The following is a 17,241-nucleotide window of genomic DNA, read 5'->3' as shown; positions in this document are numbered from 1 at the left end:
TTTTATTTACATTTTTTAAACTTTCCCTTTATTTTTATAATACCTTTAAAGCCAAATAGTCCGTAAGTTTTTATAGCGTTTTCAGGCTTTATTACCTCCAAGGTTTTTATTTTAAACTTCTTTTCATTTAATATTGGATTTAATACAGAAGAATCTTTAGTAGACATTAGTATTTTACCATTTATGCTATATACTGTTTGGTTACTTAAGGTGCTATCTACTAACTTTTTATTAAAATAAGGTCTATTACTTTCAGTATGAATTAAAGTGTTTTTTGACTTTATAAAAAAACGAGTGTTTGTAAAAAAAGATATAAGTTTTTCATTATTAATTTTAATTCCATCGTTTTTCTTACTATTCTTAATTTTATTGAGAATGTAAATTGTATCTCCTTTTATTTCACTTTTAAATTTTATTTCATTTCCACGATAGAACATATCTTTTGAAAATATGGTTATGATGATATTGTTTTTTTGAATATCAACTGAATGTTTAGGAATTGATTTAAATGAAGGTGTAATATAAGTAGTGCCTTCAGGAAAAGGTTGCGGTATAAAACAAAAATAAGAAAGAAAAAATATGCTGATAAAAGTTTTAGTACTTAACATAAATAAATGGATTAGTTTCAATAAATACTTTTATAAAATCTATATATGGTTTTCTTTTATCTTGTTTATCTATACCTAACCCTTGAATAAAGTTACTTCGATGTTTGTTACCCTTTTTAATCTCTCCAAGCGTTGAGTGAATATCTAAACTCTTTTTTGATATTGTATTGTATAAAGAACCACTACCAAGAGTATCTTCAATTTTAACAATTACACTCGCTGTAATTTTTTTCATTTGTTTTATTTCTAGCCCACCTAAACCTAATCCTTTTTTTATTTTACCTGTTTTAATTTGGTTTAACATTTCTGTCTCAGTCATAACAATTCGAAGTTTTAATATACCATCATATGCATATTGTCTTTTGTAAGTCTCTAATTCATCGCCTAAATCGTATAAAACACCAGGAAGATTTTCAGGAACTCCATTTACTTTAATAAAGTCTATTTTACCTGTTTCAAATTGAAAAGCGTGTTTTAATTCATTTAACAAACTACCTAATGTTCCATTATAAAACACAGTTCCTTTATTTGAAGTGTTTTCATAAGTAAACTTTGGTTTATTACTAATCTTAAAATTGTATTCGGTTTCCGAATTTTGAATAACTTTAATTTCTTTTAAAGCCTCTTTCAACTCTTTAATTCTAGCTATTAAATCTTTTTTTGCAGCTCCTCTTGCTTTTTCAAGTTGGGTATTTAAAGTATCTATTTTTTCTTTAACACGCTTTTTAAGCTCTCTTAACTTTTCCTTGCTTATTGGGTTAGTTTTGTCATCAAAATAAGAACTCACATAACTGTCTAGTCTGTTCTGTAATAATAATAATTGACTTTTCAATTCACTTCCTGAAGAACTAAAAAATAAACTTGATTTTATATCTTGCTTAAAGTTTTGAATTACATTCATTTTTTCTTGTTTTCATATTAAAGGTAACTTTTTATAAACACTTTTAGTGTCTTTATATATCCTAAAAAGGAAGTGTAAACGTAATTATTGCAATTTTTTAATTAGTGCTAGCTAATATAATAAAAAGGTAATTAATAGCAGAGTAAGAGAAATGTATAAACTGTTTTCTATAAAAAAAGACTGCCTAAGGGCAGTCTTTTATATTATTATACTAAGCTGTGTGTATTAACACTCTTCTTGTCTACGCTCACAAGCTAATAAAGTATTTTTTAAGAGCATAGCAATTGTCATAGGACCTACACCACCAGGTACAGGTGTAATATGAGATGCTTTTTCTTTTACTTCGTTAAAAGCAACATCACCTACTAATCTAAATCCTCTTTTCTTAGAAGGATCAGCAACACGAGTAATTCCTACATCAATAATTACTACATCGTCTTTTACCATGTCACCTTTTAAAAATTCAGGAATACCAATAGCAGCTATAATAATATCTGCTCTTTTAGTAACCTCTTTTAAGTTTTTTGTTCTACTATGCGTAAGGGTAACCGTTGCATTTCCTACTTTTCTTTTTTGAGATAGTAAAATACTCATAGGGCTTCCTACAATATGACTACGACCAATAACTACAACATCTTTACCAGAGGTTTCAATATTATAACGGTCTAACAATTCTAAAATTCCGAAAGGAGTTGCAGAAATATACGTAGGTAAATTTAAGGCTAACTTACCAACATTCATAGGGTGAAAACCGTCTACGTCTTTATCAGGGTTTATAGCCATTAATACCTTTTGTTCGTCAATATGATCGGGTAGGGGTAATTGTACTATAAAACCATCAATATCATTATCTATATTTAAAATAGCAATTTCGTTTAATAGTTCTTCTTCAGTAGTATCTTCAGGAAGACGAAGTAAAGTAGATTCAAAACCTACACGTTCGCAAGCTTTTACTTTTGCATTTACATAGGTTAAACTAGCTCCGTCATTACCTACGATAATCGCTGCTAAATGCGGTGTTTTTTTATCGTTTGCTTTTAATGCTGCTACTTCTAAAGCAATTTCTTCTTTAATGTCTGCTGATGTCTTTTTACCGTCTAGTAAAATCATAGTCTTGTTAAGTTTTCAGTATACTGTCTTCAGTATACAGTTGTTGTGTTGTAATTGTTGTGTTGTTATATTCCAAATTTATCAGGATTTTTAATCATATAATTGATTAGTTTCCCAACTTCTTTGCTTTTGTTTTTAATAGTAATATTTTAAAAGTTACTTCAGTAGAAGTATTATTTTTTAATCATAAATTAAGTTTAAATACTATATGTCAGTTCGAGTATCGACCGGAGGGAGATGTATCGAGAACTAGTTCCAAGTGTCTCGATACAATTTATCTTCCTTTTAGTCAGAAAAATCACTCGACATAACATAGAAAGAACTTAATAGTTTTAAAACTCATAAATACAGCTTACTGAATACTGTTTACTTTGGTACTGTAAACTAAATAAAAAAAGACAGGCAGAAGCCTATCTTTTTTTACATTATCTCATGCCTTTCATCATTTGCATCATTTTTCTTCCGCCACCACCTTGCATCATCTTCATCATTTTGCTCATTTGGTCGAATTGCTTCATCAACTGGTTAACTTCTTGTACCGAAGTTCCGGAACCTTTGGCAATTCGTTTTTTACGACTCGCATTTATAACAGAAGGAGTACTTCTTTCTTCAGGAGTCATAGAGTGTATAATAGCTTCAATTCCTTTAAAAGCATCGTCGTCAATATCAACATCTTTTAAAGCCTTACCAGCACCAGGAATCATACCTACTAAGTCTTTCATGCTACCCATCTTTTTGATCTGATTGATTTGATTTAAGAAATCATCAAAACCAAACTGATTTTTAGCAATCTTCTTTTGTAATTTTCTAGCTTCTTCTTCATCGTATTGTTCTTGGGCACGCTCTACTAACGAAACAACGTCTCCCATTCCTAAAATACGATCAGCCATACGACTAGGGTGGAATACATCAATTGCATCCATTTTTTCACCCGTACCTATAAATTTAATAGGCTTGTCTACTACCGATTTAATAGATAAAGCAGCTCCACCACGAGTATCACCATCTAACTTAGTTAAAACAACTCCGTCAAAATTTAATACATCGTTAAAGGCTTTGGCAGTATTTACAGCATCTTGCCCTGTCATAGAGTCTACCACAAATAAGGTTTCTTGTGGGCTTACAGCTTTGTGGATGTTAGAAATTTCAGTCATCATTTCCTCATCAACAGCTAAACGACCCGCGGTATCAATAATTACCACGTTTTTACCGTTTGCTTTTGCATGCTTAATAGCATTTTGAGAAATTTCTACAGGATTTTGATTTCCTTCCTCAGCATATACTTCAACACCGATTTGCTCTCCAACAACACGTAACTGGTTAATTGCGGCAGGACGATATACGTCACATCCTACTAATAAAACTTGTTTAGTTTTCTTAGTTTTAAGATAGTTAGCTAGCTTACCAGAAAAGGTTGTTTTACCCGAACCTTGTAAACCAGACATTAAAATTACAGTAGGTGAACCACCTAAGTTAATACCAACGGTATCACCACCCATTAATTCGGTTAATTCATCTTTAACCAATTTTACCATTAATTGCCCAGGGTTTAACGTTGTTAATACGTCTTGACCTAAGGCTTTTTCTTTTACTGTTTTGGTAAAATTCTTAGCTATTTTAAAGTTAACATCGGCATCTAATAAAGCTCTACGAACTTCTTTTAAAGTTTCTGCAACGTTAACTTCGGTAATTTTTCCGTGTCCTTTCAGCGTATGTAACGCCTTATCTAACTTTTCGCTTAAATTATTAAACATGTATCGGCTTCATTTTTTAGAGGCACAAATTTAGTTATTAGTTGTTAGTTTTTAGCAATTTGTTGGTAGATTTTTTCTGCATTATTGTATAAAAGTGTCCGATTTTTAATAATTAGTAAGAGTAGTAGTCACTTTTTTTAGTTCTTGTATTGGTAACAAGAGGAGTAAATACTATAAATCATCCGTAAAATGTTTGCGACTTTTCTCTTGACTAAATTTTTGTTGATTGAAGTTTTTAGAAGCATTTTTAGGAATGGATAGCGATACCCATTTTTCGTTTTGTAGCATTTTGCCTAAAAATACAATTTGCCCAATGTGATACGGATAATGGCAAATTTGACGGTTAATTGCTTCGGTTACTGTATGCCCTTGGTTTCTTATGTAGATGATTTTTTCTAAATCAGTTTCTTCTAAAGAGTTAATAGTGTTTAAAAAACAATCCCAACCTTTTTCCCAATAGGCAATCATTTCTTCTTTGGTTGTAAAAGTATTTATAAACTCATCATCTCTATTTCTCCACGATTTTTCTCCATCTTCAGTAAAAAAGTTAGTCCAACGAGATAACATATTACCCGCAATATGCTTTGCAATTACCGCAATAGAGTTGCTTTCTTGATTGTATTGGTAAAATAGCGCTTCTTGGGTAAGTTGATTAAAAGTTTTATCGCCTAAACTTTTATAGTAGGTTATTTGTTTTTTTACACTTTCTAAATAAGAGTTTTGCATGGTATAATTTTTTAGTAAACTACCTCGGGGCAAGCTCACGAGGCATTTACGGGAAAAAAGTTCTTGATTTTTGAGGCAAGCCTCTGGTATTAAATTCTTTGATGGTGCTAATAAAAAAGACTGGTTAAAACCAGCCTTAATTTACAATTTTATTTATTAGGAATGAACTCTAAAGCAACTCCATTAATGCAGTGACGTTTACCAGTAGTTTTTTTAGGTCCATCATTAAAAGAGTGTCCTAAATGTCCGCCACAAGTATTACATTTTAATTCTGTTCGAGCATACCCTACTTTATAATCTGTATCAAGCTCTACATTTCCTTTAATGGCTCTATCAAAAGAAGGCCAACCACTACCTGAATCGTATTTGTTTTCAGATTTATATAGTGGGGTTTTACAGGCTGCACATACATAGGTTCCTTCTTTCTTGTTAAAGTTTAAAGGACTTGAGTTTGGACGTTCTGTACCCGCTTCTCTAAGTACATAGTACTGTTTTGGAGTTAATAACTTTTTCCACTCACTGTTGGTTTTGTTTACCGCGTACTTTTTCTTGTTTTGAGCATTTACAGTAGTACTAACTGTTATTGCTAAAAGGAATAAAACAACTAATTTTCTCATGGTTCTTTACTTATAAAATCAACAATTTTGGAAGCAACTTTTGAGTTACGAAGAATTCTGGTGTGTCCTAAGCCTTCCGTAATTAAAAGTTTTCCATTCTGTAAGTTTTGACGTATTGCTATTGCACAACTTACATCAACATCGCCATCAAATGAATCATGAACAACTAAAGTAGGTATTTTTACATCTTTAGCTTTTACGCTAGAGGAGTGAACATCAATATCTCGTTGCCACTTTTTATCAAATAAGCGTTTCATTTTATGAGCTATAACTGGTTTTACTTGTAAGTTTTTAGTAAAGTTTAAAATAACATCTGATATTTTATCAGCTGCCCCAACAGTAACCAATTTGTTTACAGCAAAATTTTCTGAAAGAGCGTTATACAAGCATACACCGCCAAACGAGTGCCCTATAGCAGCATCAAAAGGTCCAAATTGTTTGTTGAGTTCAGTAATGGTTTCTAAGAACTCTGGCATTTCGGTAGTTTTTCCTGTAGACTTTCCATGCGCAGGTCCGTCAAAAGAAATAACCATGTAGCCTTTTTCTAATAGTTTGTCAGCAATCATATATAATTGAGTGCTTCTTCCTGCCCAACCATGTACCCATAATACTTTTTTAGTTGAATAACCATATGATAATACTTGAATATCTCTTGAAATAGATGGTACATTTATTGTTTTCTTTTGAGCACTCTCTAACATTACTTTTTCTCTCTTAGGAATAGGAAAGTTAACAGGAGTTGTAAAAAGCCGTGTACCAAGTTTAGCTGCTTTATTAGTAGATATAAACTGCAAAACCTTAGCTGAAAGGATGACAGGTTTAGGAATTTTAATACTAGGTAAAGCAGTTTTAGAATGCGTAAAATTCATAAATTAGTTTTTAAGATAAAGATAGAATTTGTAGCTTTAAAGACATAATATATTATCAAGTTTGTGACAAATAAGTTAATTTCGTGTCATAAAAGATACAACCAAGAACATAGAATTTTAAACTATTGAACAATGAAAAAAATTATAGCCCTAACATTTTTAGCTGCTTTTTTAGTAGCGTGTAGCACTGTGCCAATTACGGGAAGAAAAAGATTAAATTTTGTAAACGATGCTCAAATCTTACCTGCAAGTTTTGCGCAATACAAAGGGTTTTTAGAAGAAAATAAATTATCTACAAATACAAAACAAACAAATCAAATAAAACGAGTAGGGAAAAATATTTCAGCAGCAGTAGATCGTTTTATGAGAGCTAATGGAATGACTACAGAAGCAAATGCTTATGAATGGGAGTTTAATTTAGTGGAAGATAAAACAGTTAACGCTTGGTGTTTACCTGGTGGAAAAGTGGTGTTTTATACAGGAATTATGCCTATTTGTGCTAATGAAGATGGGGTTGCTGCTGTGATGGGGCACGAGGTTGCTCATGCATTTGCAAAACACGGACAAGAACGTATGTCTACAGGTCAATTACAACAATTAGGAGGAGTTGCTCTAGCCTTAGGTACTCAAAATAGCAAAAATGCTGAAATGTGGAATATGGCGTATGGTTTAGGAACTCAAGTAGGAGTAATGTTACCATTTAGTAGGGAACATGAAACCGAAGCAGATAAGTTAGGGTTAGTTTTTATGATTATGGCAGGATATAAAGGAGAAGAAGCTGCTGAAGTATGGGTACGAATGAGTGAACGCTCAGGAGGAGGAGCTCCACCAGAGTTTATGAGTACACACCCATCTAATCAAACTCGTATTCAGACTTTAAGAAACTTTTTACCAGAAGCTAAAAAGTTAGCAGCAAAATACAACGTGCCTACGAGCAAATAAGATTGATAAATTATAGTATATTGCAAACCGTTCATGTTACATGAGCGGTTTTTTTATTAGAATTTATATGTACAAAATAGGAGATAAGAAGTTAATTAACGGATGGGCATTTTACGATTGGGCCAATTCAGTATATTCATTGGTAATTAGCACAGCTGTTTTTCCGTTGTATTACAGCGGAGTAACAGAAGGTAAAATTGTAAGCTTTTTAGGAATGGACTGGGAGCATCCAGATAGTTTATATAGCTATGCATTGTCTTTTTCGTTTTTAGTAGTGGCTTTTATTTCTCCAATATTGTCGGGTATTGCAGATTATACTGGAAGTAAGAAAAAGTTTATGAAGTTTTTCTGTACTCTAGGAGCATTATCGGTAATGAGTTTGTACTTTTTTGATGGAATTGATACTGTATGGATAGGTATTTTATTTACTGTTTTAGCAAGTATAGGCTTTTGGGCAAGTTTGGTGTTTTATAACGCTTATTTACCTGAGGTAGCACATCCAGAACAACAAGATAGAGCTAGTGCCAAAGGTTTTGTATATGGGTATATTGGTTCTGTAATTTTATTACTCATCAATTTGGCGATGATTATGTTTCCTGAAATTTTAGGAATTAGTGCAGGAATGGCGTCTAGAATTTCTTTTGTTATGGTGGGTTTATGGTGGCTTGGATTTGCCCAAGTAACCTTTAAGCGATTGCCAGGAAACGTTTATAACAAAAAACCTGAAAAAGATTATATATGGAAAGGATATAAAGAGCTACAAATAGTGATAAAAGAAGTATTAAACTACCCAACTTTAAAACGTTTTTTAATTTCTTTCTTTTTGTTAAGTATTAGTGTACAAACTATTATTTTAATGGCTGCTATTTTTGGTTCTTCGGAATTAGGCTTGTCATCTACGAGTTTAATAATTACCATTTTATTAGTACAAATAGTAGCAATTTTAGGAGCGATTTTATTTTCAAGGTTTTCAGAAAAATGGGGAAATATTACTGCTTTGAAAGTAACTATTGTAGTGTGGATGTTAGTTTGTTTTTGTGCTTTTATGTTAGATAAATCTCAAGAACATGTAGCAGTTTACTTTTATGGACTAGGTGGTTTACTGGGGTTGGTACAAGGAGCTATTCAAACCTTAACACGCTCTACATACTCTAAGTTGTTACCAGAAACAGAAGATCATGCTACTTATTTTAGTTTTTATGATGTTACTGAAAAAATAGCCATTGTTTTAGGAACTGCTGTATATGGAGCATTAAACGCTATTACAGGCTCTATGCAATGGAGCGTATTGTGTTTAGCAATTTTCTTTTTAGCTTCATTTATTATTTTAAGTACACTTAAAAAGACAAAATATGTAGTGTAAAATTGTGCAATATTAGCTACACAAATAATACTTAAAACTATTTTAAAATAAGTTTAAGGAATTTTTAGGCTATCGTCCTGCGATTAAAAAGGTGCAGGAGTAGTAAAGCTTACTTGTTTTTTTGAAGTAGGATGTACAAATGTGATTTTTTCAGCATGTAAATACAACCTGTCTGCTTTCTTTCCGTATAAATCATCACCTACAATAGGAGTGTTTAGTCCCAAATTATGTGCAGCATGCACACGTAATTGATGTGTGCGTCCAGTTATAGGATAAAAGTATACTTTTGTTTTGTTGTTTAGAACTTCAACTTTTTCCCAAGTAGTCAATGCTTCTTTTCCGTGTTGGTAACACACAAGCTGTTTAGGGCGGTCGTTTAAGTCTACTCTAAGTGGTAAATCGATTTTTCCTTTAAAGTCTTTTAAAACACCATCTAATAAAGCTATATAGCGTTTTTGCACAGTTTTATTAATGAACTGTGCTTGTAAAGCTTTATAAGTTTCTTGATTTTTTGCTATTAATAATATTCCTGAGGTTGACATGTCTAAACGATGCACAACTAACGGACCTGTTGCTTTTGGATATAATTTTTGAATACGACTAAACACAGAGTCTTTTATTTCTTTTCCAGCTACCGATAATAACTCATGTGGTTTGTTGATGACTAACAAATCTGAATCTTCATAAATAATTGTAATTTCTTTTTCTTTCTTTAATTGAGCAACTAACGGATTTTCTTCTACTGTAATCCCTTGTAACATATGCGTTAGAATAGGTTTGCATTTCCCTGTGCACGCAGGATAAAAATATTGATGTTTTCTTATGGAAGTTTTTAAAGGTTTTCCCCACCAAAATTCAGCCATACAAATAGGTTTTAATTGATGTTTATATGCGTATTGTAATAGTTTTGGTGCACAACAATCACCGGCACCAGCAGGAATGTTTTGAGTGGAGTCTGTAAAAACATCTAATAAGTTTTTAGTTTCTCTTCGATAGTTAAGAAAAGCATATTTTTTAAATATTTCTTGTTGTGCCCAAGCTGAAAGGTTTGCACGTTGTTGTTTTAACTCCTCAATTTGATGTTGCTTTACTTGGTACGCTTTTTTTGATGCTGCTATTTTATCGTTTAAATACACTTCGTATTCACGTAAGTAAAACTCTTCATTTATGTTTAGTTGATTGTTTTGTTGCCCTAGCTTTTTTCTAAGTTTTCTTCGTTGTTTAATTTTTGATTGTTCTTCAGCTAAAAGCTTTTCGTGCAGTTGTTGCGTTTTTTGATATGCTTTTTTTGTTTCAATAAAACCAGCGGAACTTTCTAGACTTTCTATTTTATGGGTTAACTCATTAAGTCGTTCTTCTGTCGTAAGGTAGAATTCATTTTTATCTAAAACATCAAAAACAGGCGGAACAAAATGTTTGTGTTGTGTGCTTTCAGCAAGTTTACCAGAGAATGCAGCTAAATAGCCTAAGGTTCCATTTTGATCTTGCACAACTAAGACTCCAAACATTTTCCCTAGTGAGTTAGTATCCTCAGGGTTTTTAATTCCAAAGTTGTGCGAAAAATCAGTTTGATTTGTTAAATATTCTTGTAATTCTTTAGCAGCTATTTGTGCTAGAGTATGAGGTGAATAATTATAAGGATAATCAAACTTTTTAGGTAATTCAATAGTAGAAACATCCGAAGAAAAAGAAATAATTTTGGTCATAATAAAAAGAAAAAGTGTTGCTCTCACAACACTTTTTTAAACGATTAGTCTCTATAAATTTTATCGTATAAGTCTTTATACATTTCTTTGATAATGTTTCGTTTCATTTTCATGGTAGGAGTAAGCTGTCCTCCGTCAATAGACCATTCTTCTTCGGTTAACTCAAACTTTTTAATAGTTTCCCATTTACCAAACTTAGTATTGGCGTAATCTACTTCTTCTTGAATACGCTCTATTACTTTAGGGTTATTTACCAAGTCTTTATTATCTCCAACAGTTATATTGTGCCTAATTGCCCATTCACGAACAAATTCAAAATTTGGTTGAATAAATGCAGCAGCCATTTTTTCACCTTCACCAATAACCATTACTTGCTCAATAAAGCGAGATTGTTTTAATTGACCTTCTAGTAATGGTGGAATAATGTATTTACCACCTGAGGTTTTAAACATTTCTTTGGTACGTCCAGTTATTTTTAAGAAACCATCTTCACATAATTCACCTTTATCACCTGTATGGAAGTATCCGTTTTGTAAAGCTTCAGCAGTTTTTTCAGGATCTTTATAATATCCTTGCATTACATTTGGTCCTTTTACTAAAATTTCTCCATTATCGGCTATTTTAACCTCAACACCATCAATTAATCGACCTACAGTTCCTAATTTAAAACCTCCATTACGCATATCGTTTACAGCAATTACAGGTGAAGTTTCGGTAAGACCATAACCTTCCATTACCGGCATTCCAGCAGCTGTAAATACTCTAGTTAAACGTGGTTGTAACGCGGCAGAACCCGAAACCATTATTTTTAATTCTCCACCTAAAGCAGCTTGCCATTTAGAGAAAATAAGTTTTCTAGCAATATTTAGTTTCTTTTCATACCACCATCCGTTAGCTCCATAAGGTTCGTATTGTAAACCTAACTCAATAGCCCAAAAGAACAATTTCTTTTTAATTCCTGTTAAGTCGGCTCCTTTGGCATAAATTTTATCATAAATTTTTTCATACAATCTAGGAACCGCGGTCATTACATGCGGTTTAACCTCTTGAGCATTTTCACTCAATTTATCAATAGCTTCAGCAAAATAAATAGAGATACCACAGTATTGATATAGGTATAGAAGCATACGTTCAAAAATATGGCACACAGGTAAGAAACTCAATGCACGACCTTGTCCATATACTAATGGTACTCTTTTCTCACTACTTAAAACATTTGATACAATGTTCTTATGACTAAGCATAACGCCTTTTGGGCGTCCAGTAGTACCAGAAGTATAAATTAGGGTTGCTAAATCGTTAGTTGTAATAACATTTTTACGTTCTTCAACTTCATTTTGATTACTTTCGTCTTCTCCTAATTTTAAAACCTCTTTCCAGCTTTTTTCGTCAGTTATATCGTCAAAAGTAAATATTTCTTTAAGTTGAGTATTTGCTTTTATTTGGTTTAGTTTTTCTAGAATAGTTTCATCAGAAACGAAGCAATAAGTAGCTTCTGAGTGATTTAAAATATATTCGTAGTCTTCTTTAGAGATAGTTGGATAGATAGGAACGTTTTGAGCTCCTGTTTGTAATATTCCAATATCACAAACATTCCATTCAGTTCTATTATTTGTTGAAATTACAGCAATTTTATCATTAGGTTGTACTCCTAATCGTAACAAACCTCTACTTATAGCATTGGCTTGTTTAATATATTCATTGGTTGAAATAGATTGCCATTTACCGTTGTATTTTGTGGTAAATGTGTTATCTAAATTATAGTTTTCTTGTTGATAATAAGGAAAATCAAAAAGGCGTGTAATTTCAATCGACATATGTTCAAATTTTTGGGCTCTGCAAAGTATGAAAAATACCCCGATTGCACAAGTTGTAGTTTACTGGTTGATTTATTGAGGATTATATATTTTTTGATACAAACTATTGTATTTTTCTAAGATTATTTTTCGTCTCATTTTTAATGTCGGAGTTAAATGACCCGAATTGATAGACCATTCATCAGGAGTAATTTCAAAGCGTTTTATTTGTTCCCACTTCCCAAATTTTTCATTGCAAATATCAATCTCTTTTTGAATTCGTTTGAGTAGTTTCTCATCTGTAGTAATATCTGCAATTGTATGGTGGTGTCTTTTTGACCATTCTTGAACAAATTCAGTAGCAATTTGAATTAATGCAGCCGGCATTTTTTCACCTTCACCAATTACCATAACTTGCTCTATAAAACGTGATTTCTTCAATTCACTTTCTAGGATAGCAGGAGCTATATATTTACCTCCAGAAGTTTTGAAGATTTCTTTTTTTCGATCTGTAATTTTTAAAAATCCTTCATTATCTAGTTCTCCGATGTCTCCTGTATGGAAATAACCATTTATAATTGATTCGTTAGTTTTTTCTATATCTTTATAGTAGCCGATCATTACATTCGGTCCTTTCACTAAGATTTCCCCATCCTCAGCTATTTTTACAGTTACATTTTCAATTACCTTCCCAACAGTTCCTATTTTAAACCCGTTGTTTCGCATATCGGTAACAGAAATTGCAGGAGAGGTTTCGGTAAGTCCGTAGCCTTCAAAAACAGGAATGCCTGCCGCAGTAAAGATTCTTACAAGCCTAGCTTGGGTTGGAGCGCTACCTGCTAGCATAAATTCTAACTGTCCTCCTAAAGCTTCTTTCCATTTAGAAAAAATAAGTTTTCGTGCTATAGAAAGCTTGAATTCGTACCACCAACCGTTTGCTTTATAGGGTTGATATTGTTCACCTAATTGTAATGCCCAAAAGAACAATCGCTTTTTTAGACCAGATAAGTTACTGCCTTTATCTACAATTTTATCGAAAACTTTTTCTAATAAACGAGGTACTACAGCCATAAAATGAGGTTGAATTTCCCGTAAATTATCTCCAACTTTATCAATACTCTCAGCAAAATGAATTTCAAAGCCCATATATTGACAGTAATAAGAGGCTGCACGCTCAAAAATGTGACAAATGGGAAGGTAACTTATCACTTTTTTTTGATTGTCTTGTAGATTAAGTCTTTTTCCAACAGCAAAAACGTTGCTAACAATGTTATTATGTGAGAGCATAACCCCTTTTGGAGTTCCAGTAGTGCCTGAAGTATAGATAATAGTAGCTAAATCAGATGGATTTATAGACTCTTTTAATTCGTTTACTTTTGTTTGAAGAGCTGTTTCGTTACCAAGACTTAAGAAAGAACTCCACCCATAATCTACATCTAATTCTTCAAAAGTGAATACTTTTTTGAGCTGTGTTTGTTCTTGAATTTTGATTACTTTTTGATAGAGTTCATCATCAGAAACAAAACAGTAAACACTATCAGAATGGTTTAAGATATAAGCGTAATCTTTTTCTGAAAAAGTAGGATATAAGGGAATATTTACTGCACCAATTTGCAAAACTCCAATATCTAACAAATGCCATTTTGGTTGATTTACAGAAGTAATTACAGCAATTTTATCTCCTGGTTTCACTCCAAGATTTAATAAAGCTTTACTTATGATGTTAGCATCTTCAATATATTTTTTAGTAGAAATACTTTTCCATTCATTATTCTCTTTAGAAACTAAGAAATGTTGTTGTGGGTAGTTTTCTAGTTGGTGATATGGAAAATCAAAAAGACGTGTAACTTTTGAAGATATACGCATACAAATGGTTTTGTTGATGCATAAATCTATGAAAATAAAAGAGATAAAAGAAAAATAAAATTAATGTTAGTTGTAAAGTTTACTAACTAGGCTTTTATAGGTTTGACCAATAGGAACCTTATGCTCATGAATTATAATACGATTGCCCTCTATAAACTTTATTTTATCAATGGCAACGATAAATGATTTATGTACTCTTAGGAAATTGTTTTCATCTAAGATAGTTTCATAATGAGAAATTTTTTCATGGCTTACTATCATTTCATCTGTTAAAAATAGTTTAGTATAGTTTCCGTAAGCTTCTATAAATAACAAATCATTTAAATCAACTTGATGGTGTTTTTTATCTCCTTTGATAAAAATACGAGTATTGATTTGACTTGTCTGTATACTTTCTTTGTTGATTGTTTTGATAGGTAAAGTGTCTGATACTTTATTAACAGCTTTTACCAAACGATCAAAACTAAAAGGTTTTAAAAGATAGTCTACAACATTGAGTTCAAATCCTTCAATAGCGTATTCTTTGTAGGCAGTAGTGATAATGGTTTTAGGTGGATTTGAAAGTGTTTTTAAAAAATCTAAACCTTTTAACTTGGGCATGTTGATATCTAAAAACATAAAATCAACAGTATGCTCATTTAAAAATTGCATAGCTTCCATAGCATTATAGCAGCTTTTTACTAATTGAACATGAGGTAGCATGCTACAAAATTCTGTTATAATTTCATGAGCTAAAGGCTCATCATCAATAATTATATAGTTAAGCATGCTTTGGTGTTTTTAACTGTGTTTTATAGATATTATTTGTGGAACTAATACTTAGTTCATGTTGTTGTTTGTATAGCAAAGATAATCTTCGTTTTAGGTTTTGTAATCCAATACCTTTAGAATTATTGAGTTCACTAGGATCAAAATTGTTTTCTATGTCAAAGTAAATAAAATGAGCATCTTCGTATAAATTTATATGAATAAAAGCTTTTTCTGCTAGTGTTTCTATACCGTGTTTAAAGGCATTTTCTAGTAAAATAATATATAATAAGGGAGGAATGTTTAAAGAGGGATCGATGTCGTGATTAAAAGTAATTTCTACAGACTTTTTATATCGGATTTTATGTAGTTCGATGTAATTATTTAGGTATTCTATTTCTTCTGAAATTTTTACTGTTTCTTTTTCTCCATCGTAAATGGTATAGCGCATCATGTCAGATAATTTTAAAATAACTTCTGGTGCTTGAGGGGAATTTTTTACTGTAAGTGCGTACAAGTTATTTAATGTGTTGAAGAAAAAATGCGGGTTTATTTGGGTTTTTAATAGTGATAATTCAGTTTTAGATTTTTCTTTTTTTAACTCTTGTACCCATTTCCATTGTTCAAAAATCCAAAGAAAAAAGAAAATAGGAATAGGCAAAAAGAATATATAAAAAGGGGTTTCTTGTTTTACTTTTAAATAAGCTTCTAAATCACCAGAAAACAATCTGAGATAAAAAAAGTATAAGAGCAATGGAGTGTATAGAAGGGCTATGAATTTCCAATATTTTTTAATGAAGTTAGGCACTAAAAAATAAGCTAATCCGCACCAAAATATTATTAATAAAATGAATGTGATTGGATTATCTGGGAGCTTCATAAAAGAATCAATAACTATTGTAATAAAAAATAGGATAAAAAGAACAGTAATACCAATTACGGCTTTCTTTTTCCTTTTTAAATATTGATAATTATGTATGGGTAATCCTACAACTAACGCCCAAAAAAGAGTGATGACGATAACTTCAGCGGGTTGATCATTTGGGATGTTTAGAAAATTGACATAATCTAATAAAATGAACAACGGAATTATAATTAAAAAGCCAATAAGAAAAGCTTTGTATTTCTTTAAAAAATCAATCATACTTCAAAATTACTCATGTAAAACTGTTTTCACAATTATATTGACAAACACTATTGTTTTTTATACGAACAAGTAGCTTTTTTAGTTGAGTTTTAGTTAGTACTTAAATAAATATTATGTGTGTTAAAAATAAGCTGATATATCATTTTTAATTTATCAGAAAGGTAAGGTATTGGAGATTTGTAGAAAACAAATACCTAACCACATATGAATACATTAACAATTAGAAATCTTACAAAAACATATCCTAACGGAGTTAAAGCATTAAACGGAATTAACTTAAAAATTTCGAACGGAATGTTTGGCTTGTTAGGTGCCAATGGAGCAGGTAAATCTTCTTTAATGCGTACTATTGCTTCTTTACAAGAGCCTTCTTCTGGAGAGCTTGTGTTTAACGACTGTAATATTATTAATAAGCCAGAAGAAATACGAAAATACTTAGGGTATTTACCTCAAGAATTTGGTGTGTACCCTAAAATATCAGCCGAAAGATTGTTAGATCATTTAGCTATTCTGAAAGGTATTACTAATAACTCAGCGCGAAAAGAGCAAGTAACTTCTTTATTACAGCAAGTAAACCTCTATCAACACAGAAAAAAAGCGGTACATACATTTTCAGGAGGTATGCGGCAACGTTTTGGAATTGCGCAAGCTTTGTTGGCAAACCCTCAAATAATTATTGTAGATGAGCCTACGGCAGGTTTAGATCCAGAAGAAAGCAATCGTTTTTTAAATCTTTTAAGTGAAATAGGAGAGAATGTGATAGTCATCTTATCTACTCACATAGTAGAAGATGTTAGAAACCTATGCACTAAAATGGCAATATTATCTGAAGGACAAATTATATCTCAAGGAAACCCAAAAGAGCTGGTAGAGAGTATTCAAAACAATATTTGGACAAAAATTATAGCTAAAAGTGATATTGAACACTATAGAAAGACATATGATATAATTTCAACCAAATTAGTATCAGGCGAAACACAAATAAGGGTTTTCTCTGAAGTTACTTTATCAAATGGATTTGAAAGAATTACTCCAAACTTAGAGGATTACTATTTCACTACGTTGTTTCACCATAAAAAAGCCTAGTCT

Annotated in this window: 15 protein-coding genes; 3 read left to right on the top strand and 12 right to left on the bottom strand. The window is 31.6% G+C overall.

Annotated elements, in window-relative coordinates:
- Positions 1-2: 2 nt before the first annotated feature.
- The 7 genes from D6200_RS04190 to D6200_RS04160 form a co-directional block, all read right to left on the bottom strand.
- A complete protein-coding gene (locus D6200_RS04190; protein WP_047790850.1) occupies positions 3-608 on the bottom strand; it encodes a hypothetical protein in 606 nt (201 codons plus the stop codon).
- Positions 595-1,509 (bottom strand): hypothetical protein, encoded by a 915-nt coding sequence (locus tag D6200_RS04185; RefSeq protein WP_047790851.1) that lies wholly within the window; start codon positions 1,507-1,509, stop codon positions 595-597. Before D6200_RS04185 ends, D6200_RS04190 begins: the two co-directional genes overlap by 14 nt.
- A gap of 225 nt (positions 1,510-1,734) precedes the next feature.
- A complete protein-coding gene (gene folD, locus D6200_RS04180; RefSeq protein WP_073182822.1) occupies positions 1,735-2,619 on the bottom strand; it encodes a bifunctional methylenetetrahydrofolate dehydrogenase/methenyltetrahydrofolate cyclohydrolase FolD in 885 nt (294 codons plus the stop codon).
- A 425-nt stretch (positions 2,620-3,044) separates the two neighbouring features.
- Positions 3,045-4,373, bottom strand: coding sequence for a signal recognition particle protein (gene ffh, locus D6200_RS04175; protein ID WP_073182820.1), 1,329 nt, complete (start codon positions 4,371-4,373; stop codon positions 3,045-3,047).
- Between the two features lie 171 nt (positions 4,374-4,544).
- Positions 4,545-5,099 carry a DUF1572 family protein gene (locus tag D6200_RS04170; RefSeq protein ID WP_047787847.1) on the bottom strand — a complete coding sequence of 185 codons (555 nt, stop codon included), beginning with the start codon at positions 5,097-5,099 and terminating at the stop codon, positions 4,545-4,547.
- Between the two features lie 149 nt (positions 5,100-5,248).
- Complete coding sequence (gene msrB, locus D6200_RS04165; protein WP_047787846.1) at positions 5,249-5,716, bottom strand: peptide-methionine (R)-S-oxide reductase MsrB; 468 nt, start codon at positions 5,714-5,716, stop codon at positions 5,249-5,251.
- The gene (locus D6200_RS04160; RefSeq protein ID WP_073182817.1) at positions 5,713-6,585 is read right to left on the bottom strand and encodes an alpha/beta hydrolase; all 873 of its coding nucleotides are present in this window, start codon (positions 6,583-6,585) and stop codon (positions 5,713-5,715) included. Before D6200_RS04160 ends, msrB begins: the two co-directional genes overlap by 4 nt.
- 132 nt (positions 6,586-6,717) lie before the next feature.
- Here D6200_RS04160 and D6200_RS04155 point away from each other — a divergent pair, with 132 nt between their 5' ends.
- The gene (locus D6200_RS04155) at positions 6,718-7,527 is read left to right on the top strand and encodes a M48 family metallopeptidase (RefSeq protein WP_073182815.1); all 810 of its coding nucleotides are present in this window, start codon (positions 6,718-6,720) and stop codon (positions 7,525-7,527) included.
- A gap of 67 nt (positions 7,528-7,594) precedes the next feature.
- Positions 7,595-8,890 (top strand): MFS transporter, encoded by a 1,296-nt coding sequence (locus D6200_RS04150; protein WP_047787843.1) that lies wholly within the window; start codon positions 7,595-7,597, stop codon positions 8,888-8,890.
- 83 nt (positions 8,891-8,973) lie between these two features.
- On the opposite strand, the gene D6200_RS04145 is transcribed toward D6200_RS04150, so the two are convergent.
- The 5 genes from D6200_RS04145 to D6200_RS04125 form a co-directional block, all read right to left on the bottom strand.
- Positions 8,974-10,596: an RluA family pseudouridine synthase gene (locus D6200_RS04145; RefSeq protein ID WP_073182813.1), complete on the bottom strand. Its 1,623-nt coding sequence runs from the start codon at positions 10,594-10,596 to the stop codon at positions 8,974-8,976.
- A gap of 44 nt (positions 10,597-10,640) precedes the next feature.
- The gene (locus D6200_RS04140; protein ID WP_047787841.1) at positions 10,641-12,413 is read right to left on the bottom strand and encodes an AMP-dependent synthetase/ligase; all 1,773 of its coding nucleotides are present in this window, start codon (positions 12,411-12,413) and stop codon (positions 10,641-10,643) included.
- Between the two features lie 72 nt (positions 12,414-12,485).
- Positions 12,486-14,258 carry an AMP-dependent synthetase/ligase gene (locus tag D6200_RS04135; protein WP_073182811.1) on the bottom strand — a complete coding sequence of 591 codons (1,773 nt, stop codon included), beginning with the start codon at positions 14,256-14,258 and terminating at the stop codon, positions 12,486-12,488.
- A 66-nt stretch (positions 14,259-14,324) separates the two neighbouring features.
- On the bottom strand, positions 14,325-15,026 hold the full coding sequence (locus D6200_RS04130; protein ID WP_073182809.1) for a LytR/AlgR family response regulator transcription factor: 702 nt from the start codon (positions 15,024-15,026) through the stop codon (positions 14,325-14,327).
- A complete protein-coding gene (locus D6200_RS04125) occupies positions 15,019-16,149 on the bottom strand; it encodes a sensor histidine kinase (protein ID WP_073182807.1) in 1,131 nt (376 codons plus the stop codon). The genes D6200_RS04130 and D6200_RS04125 overlap by 8 nt, the downstream gene beginning before the upstream one ends.
- Positions 16,150-16,356: 207 nt before the next feature.
- Here D6200_RS04125 and D6200_RS04120 point away from each other — a divergent pair, with 207 nt between their 5' ends.
- Entirely contained in the window at positions 16,357-17,238 is an 882-nt protein-coding gene (locus D6200_RS04120) for an ABC transporter ATP-binding protein (protein ID WP_073182805.1), read from the top strand.
- Positions 17,239-17,241 lie beyond the last annotated feature (3 nt).

The sequence above is a fragment of the Tenacibaculum mesophilum genome (assembly GCF_003867075.1).
GTDB lineage: Bacteria > Bacteroidota > Bacteroidia > Flavobacteriales > Flavobacteriaceae > Polaribacter > Polaribacter mesophilus.
The sequence above is the reverse complement of the archived record's forward strand: the minus strand, read 5'-3'. Positions and strand labels throughout refer to the sequence as shown.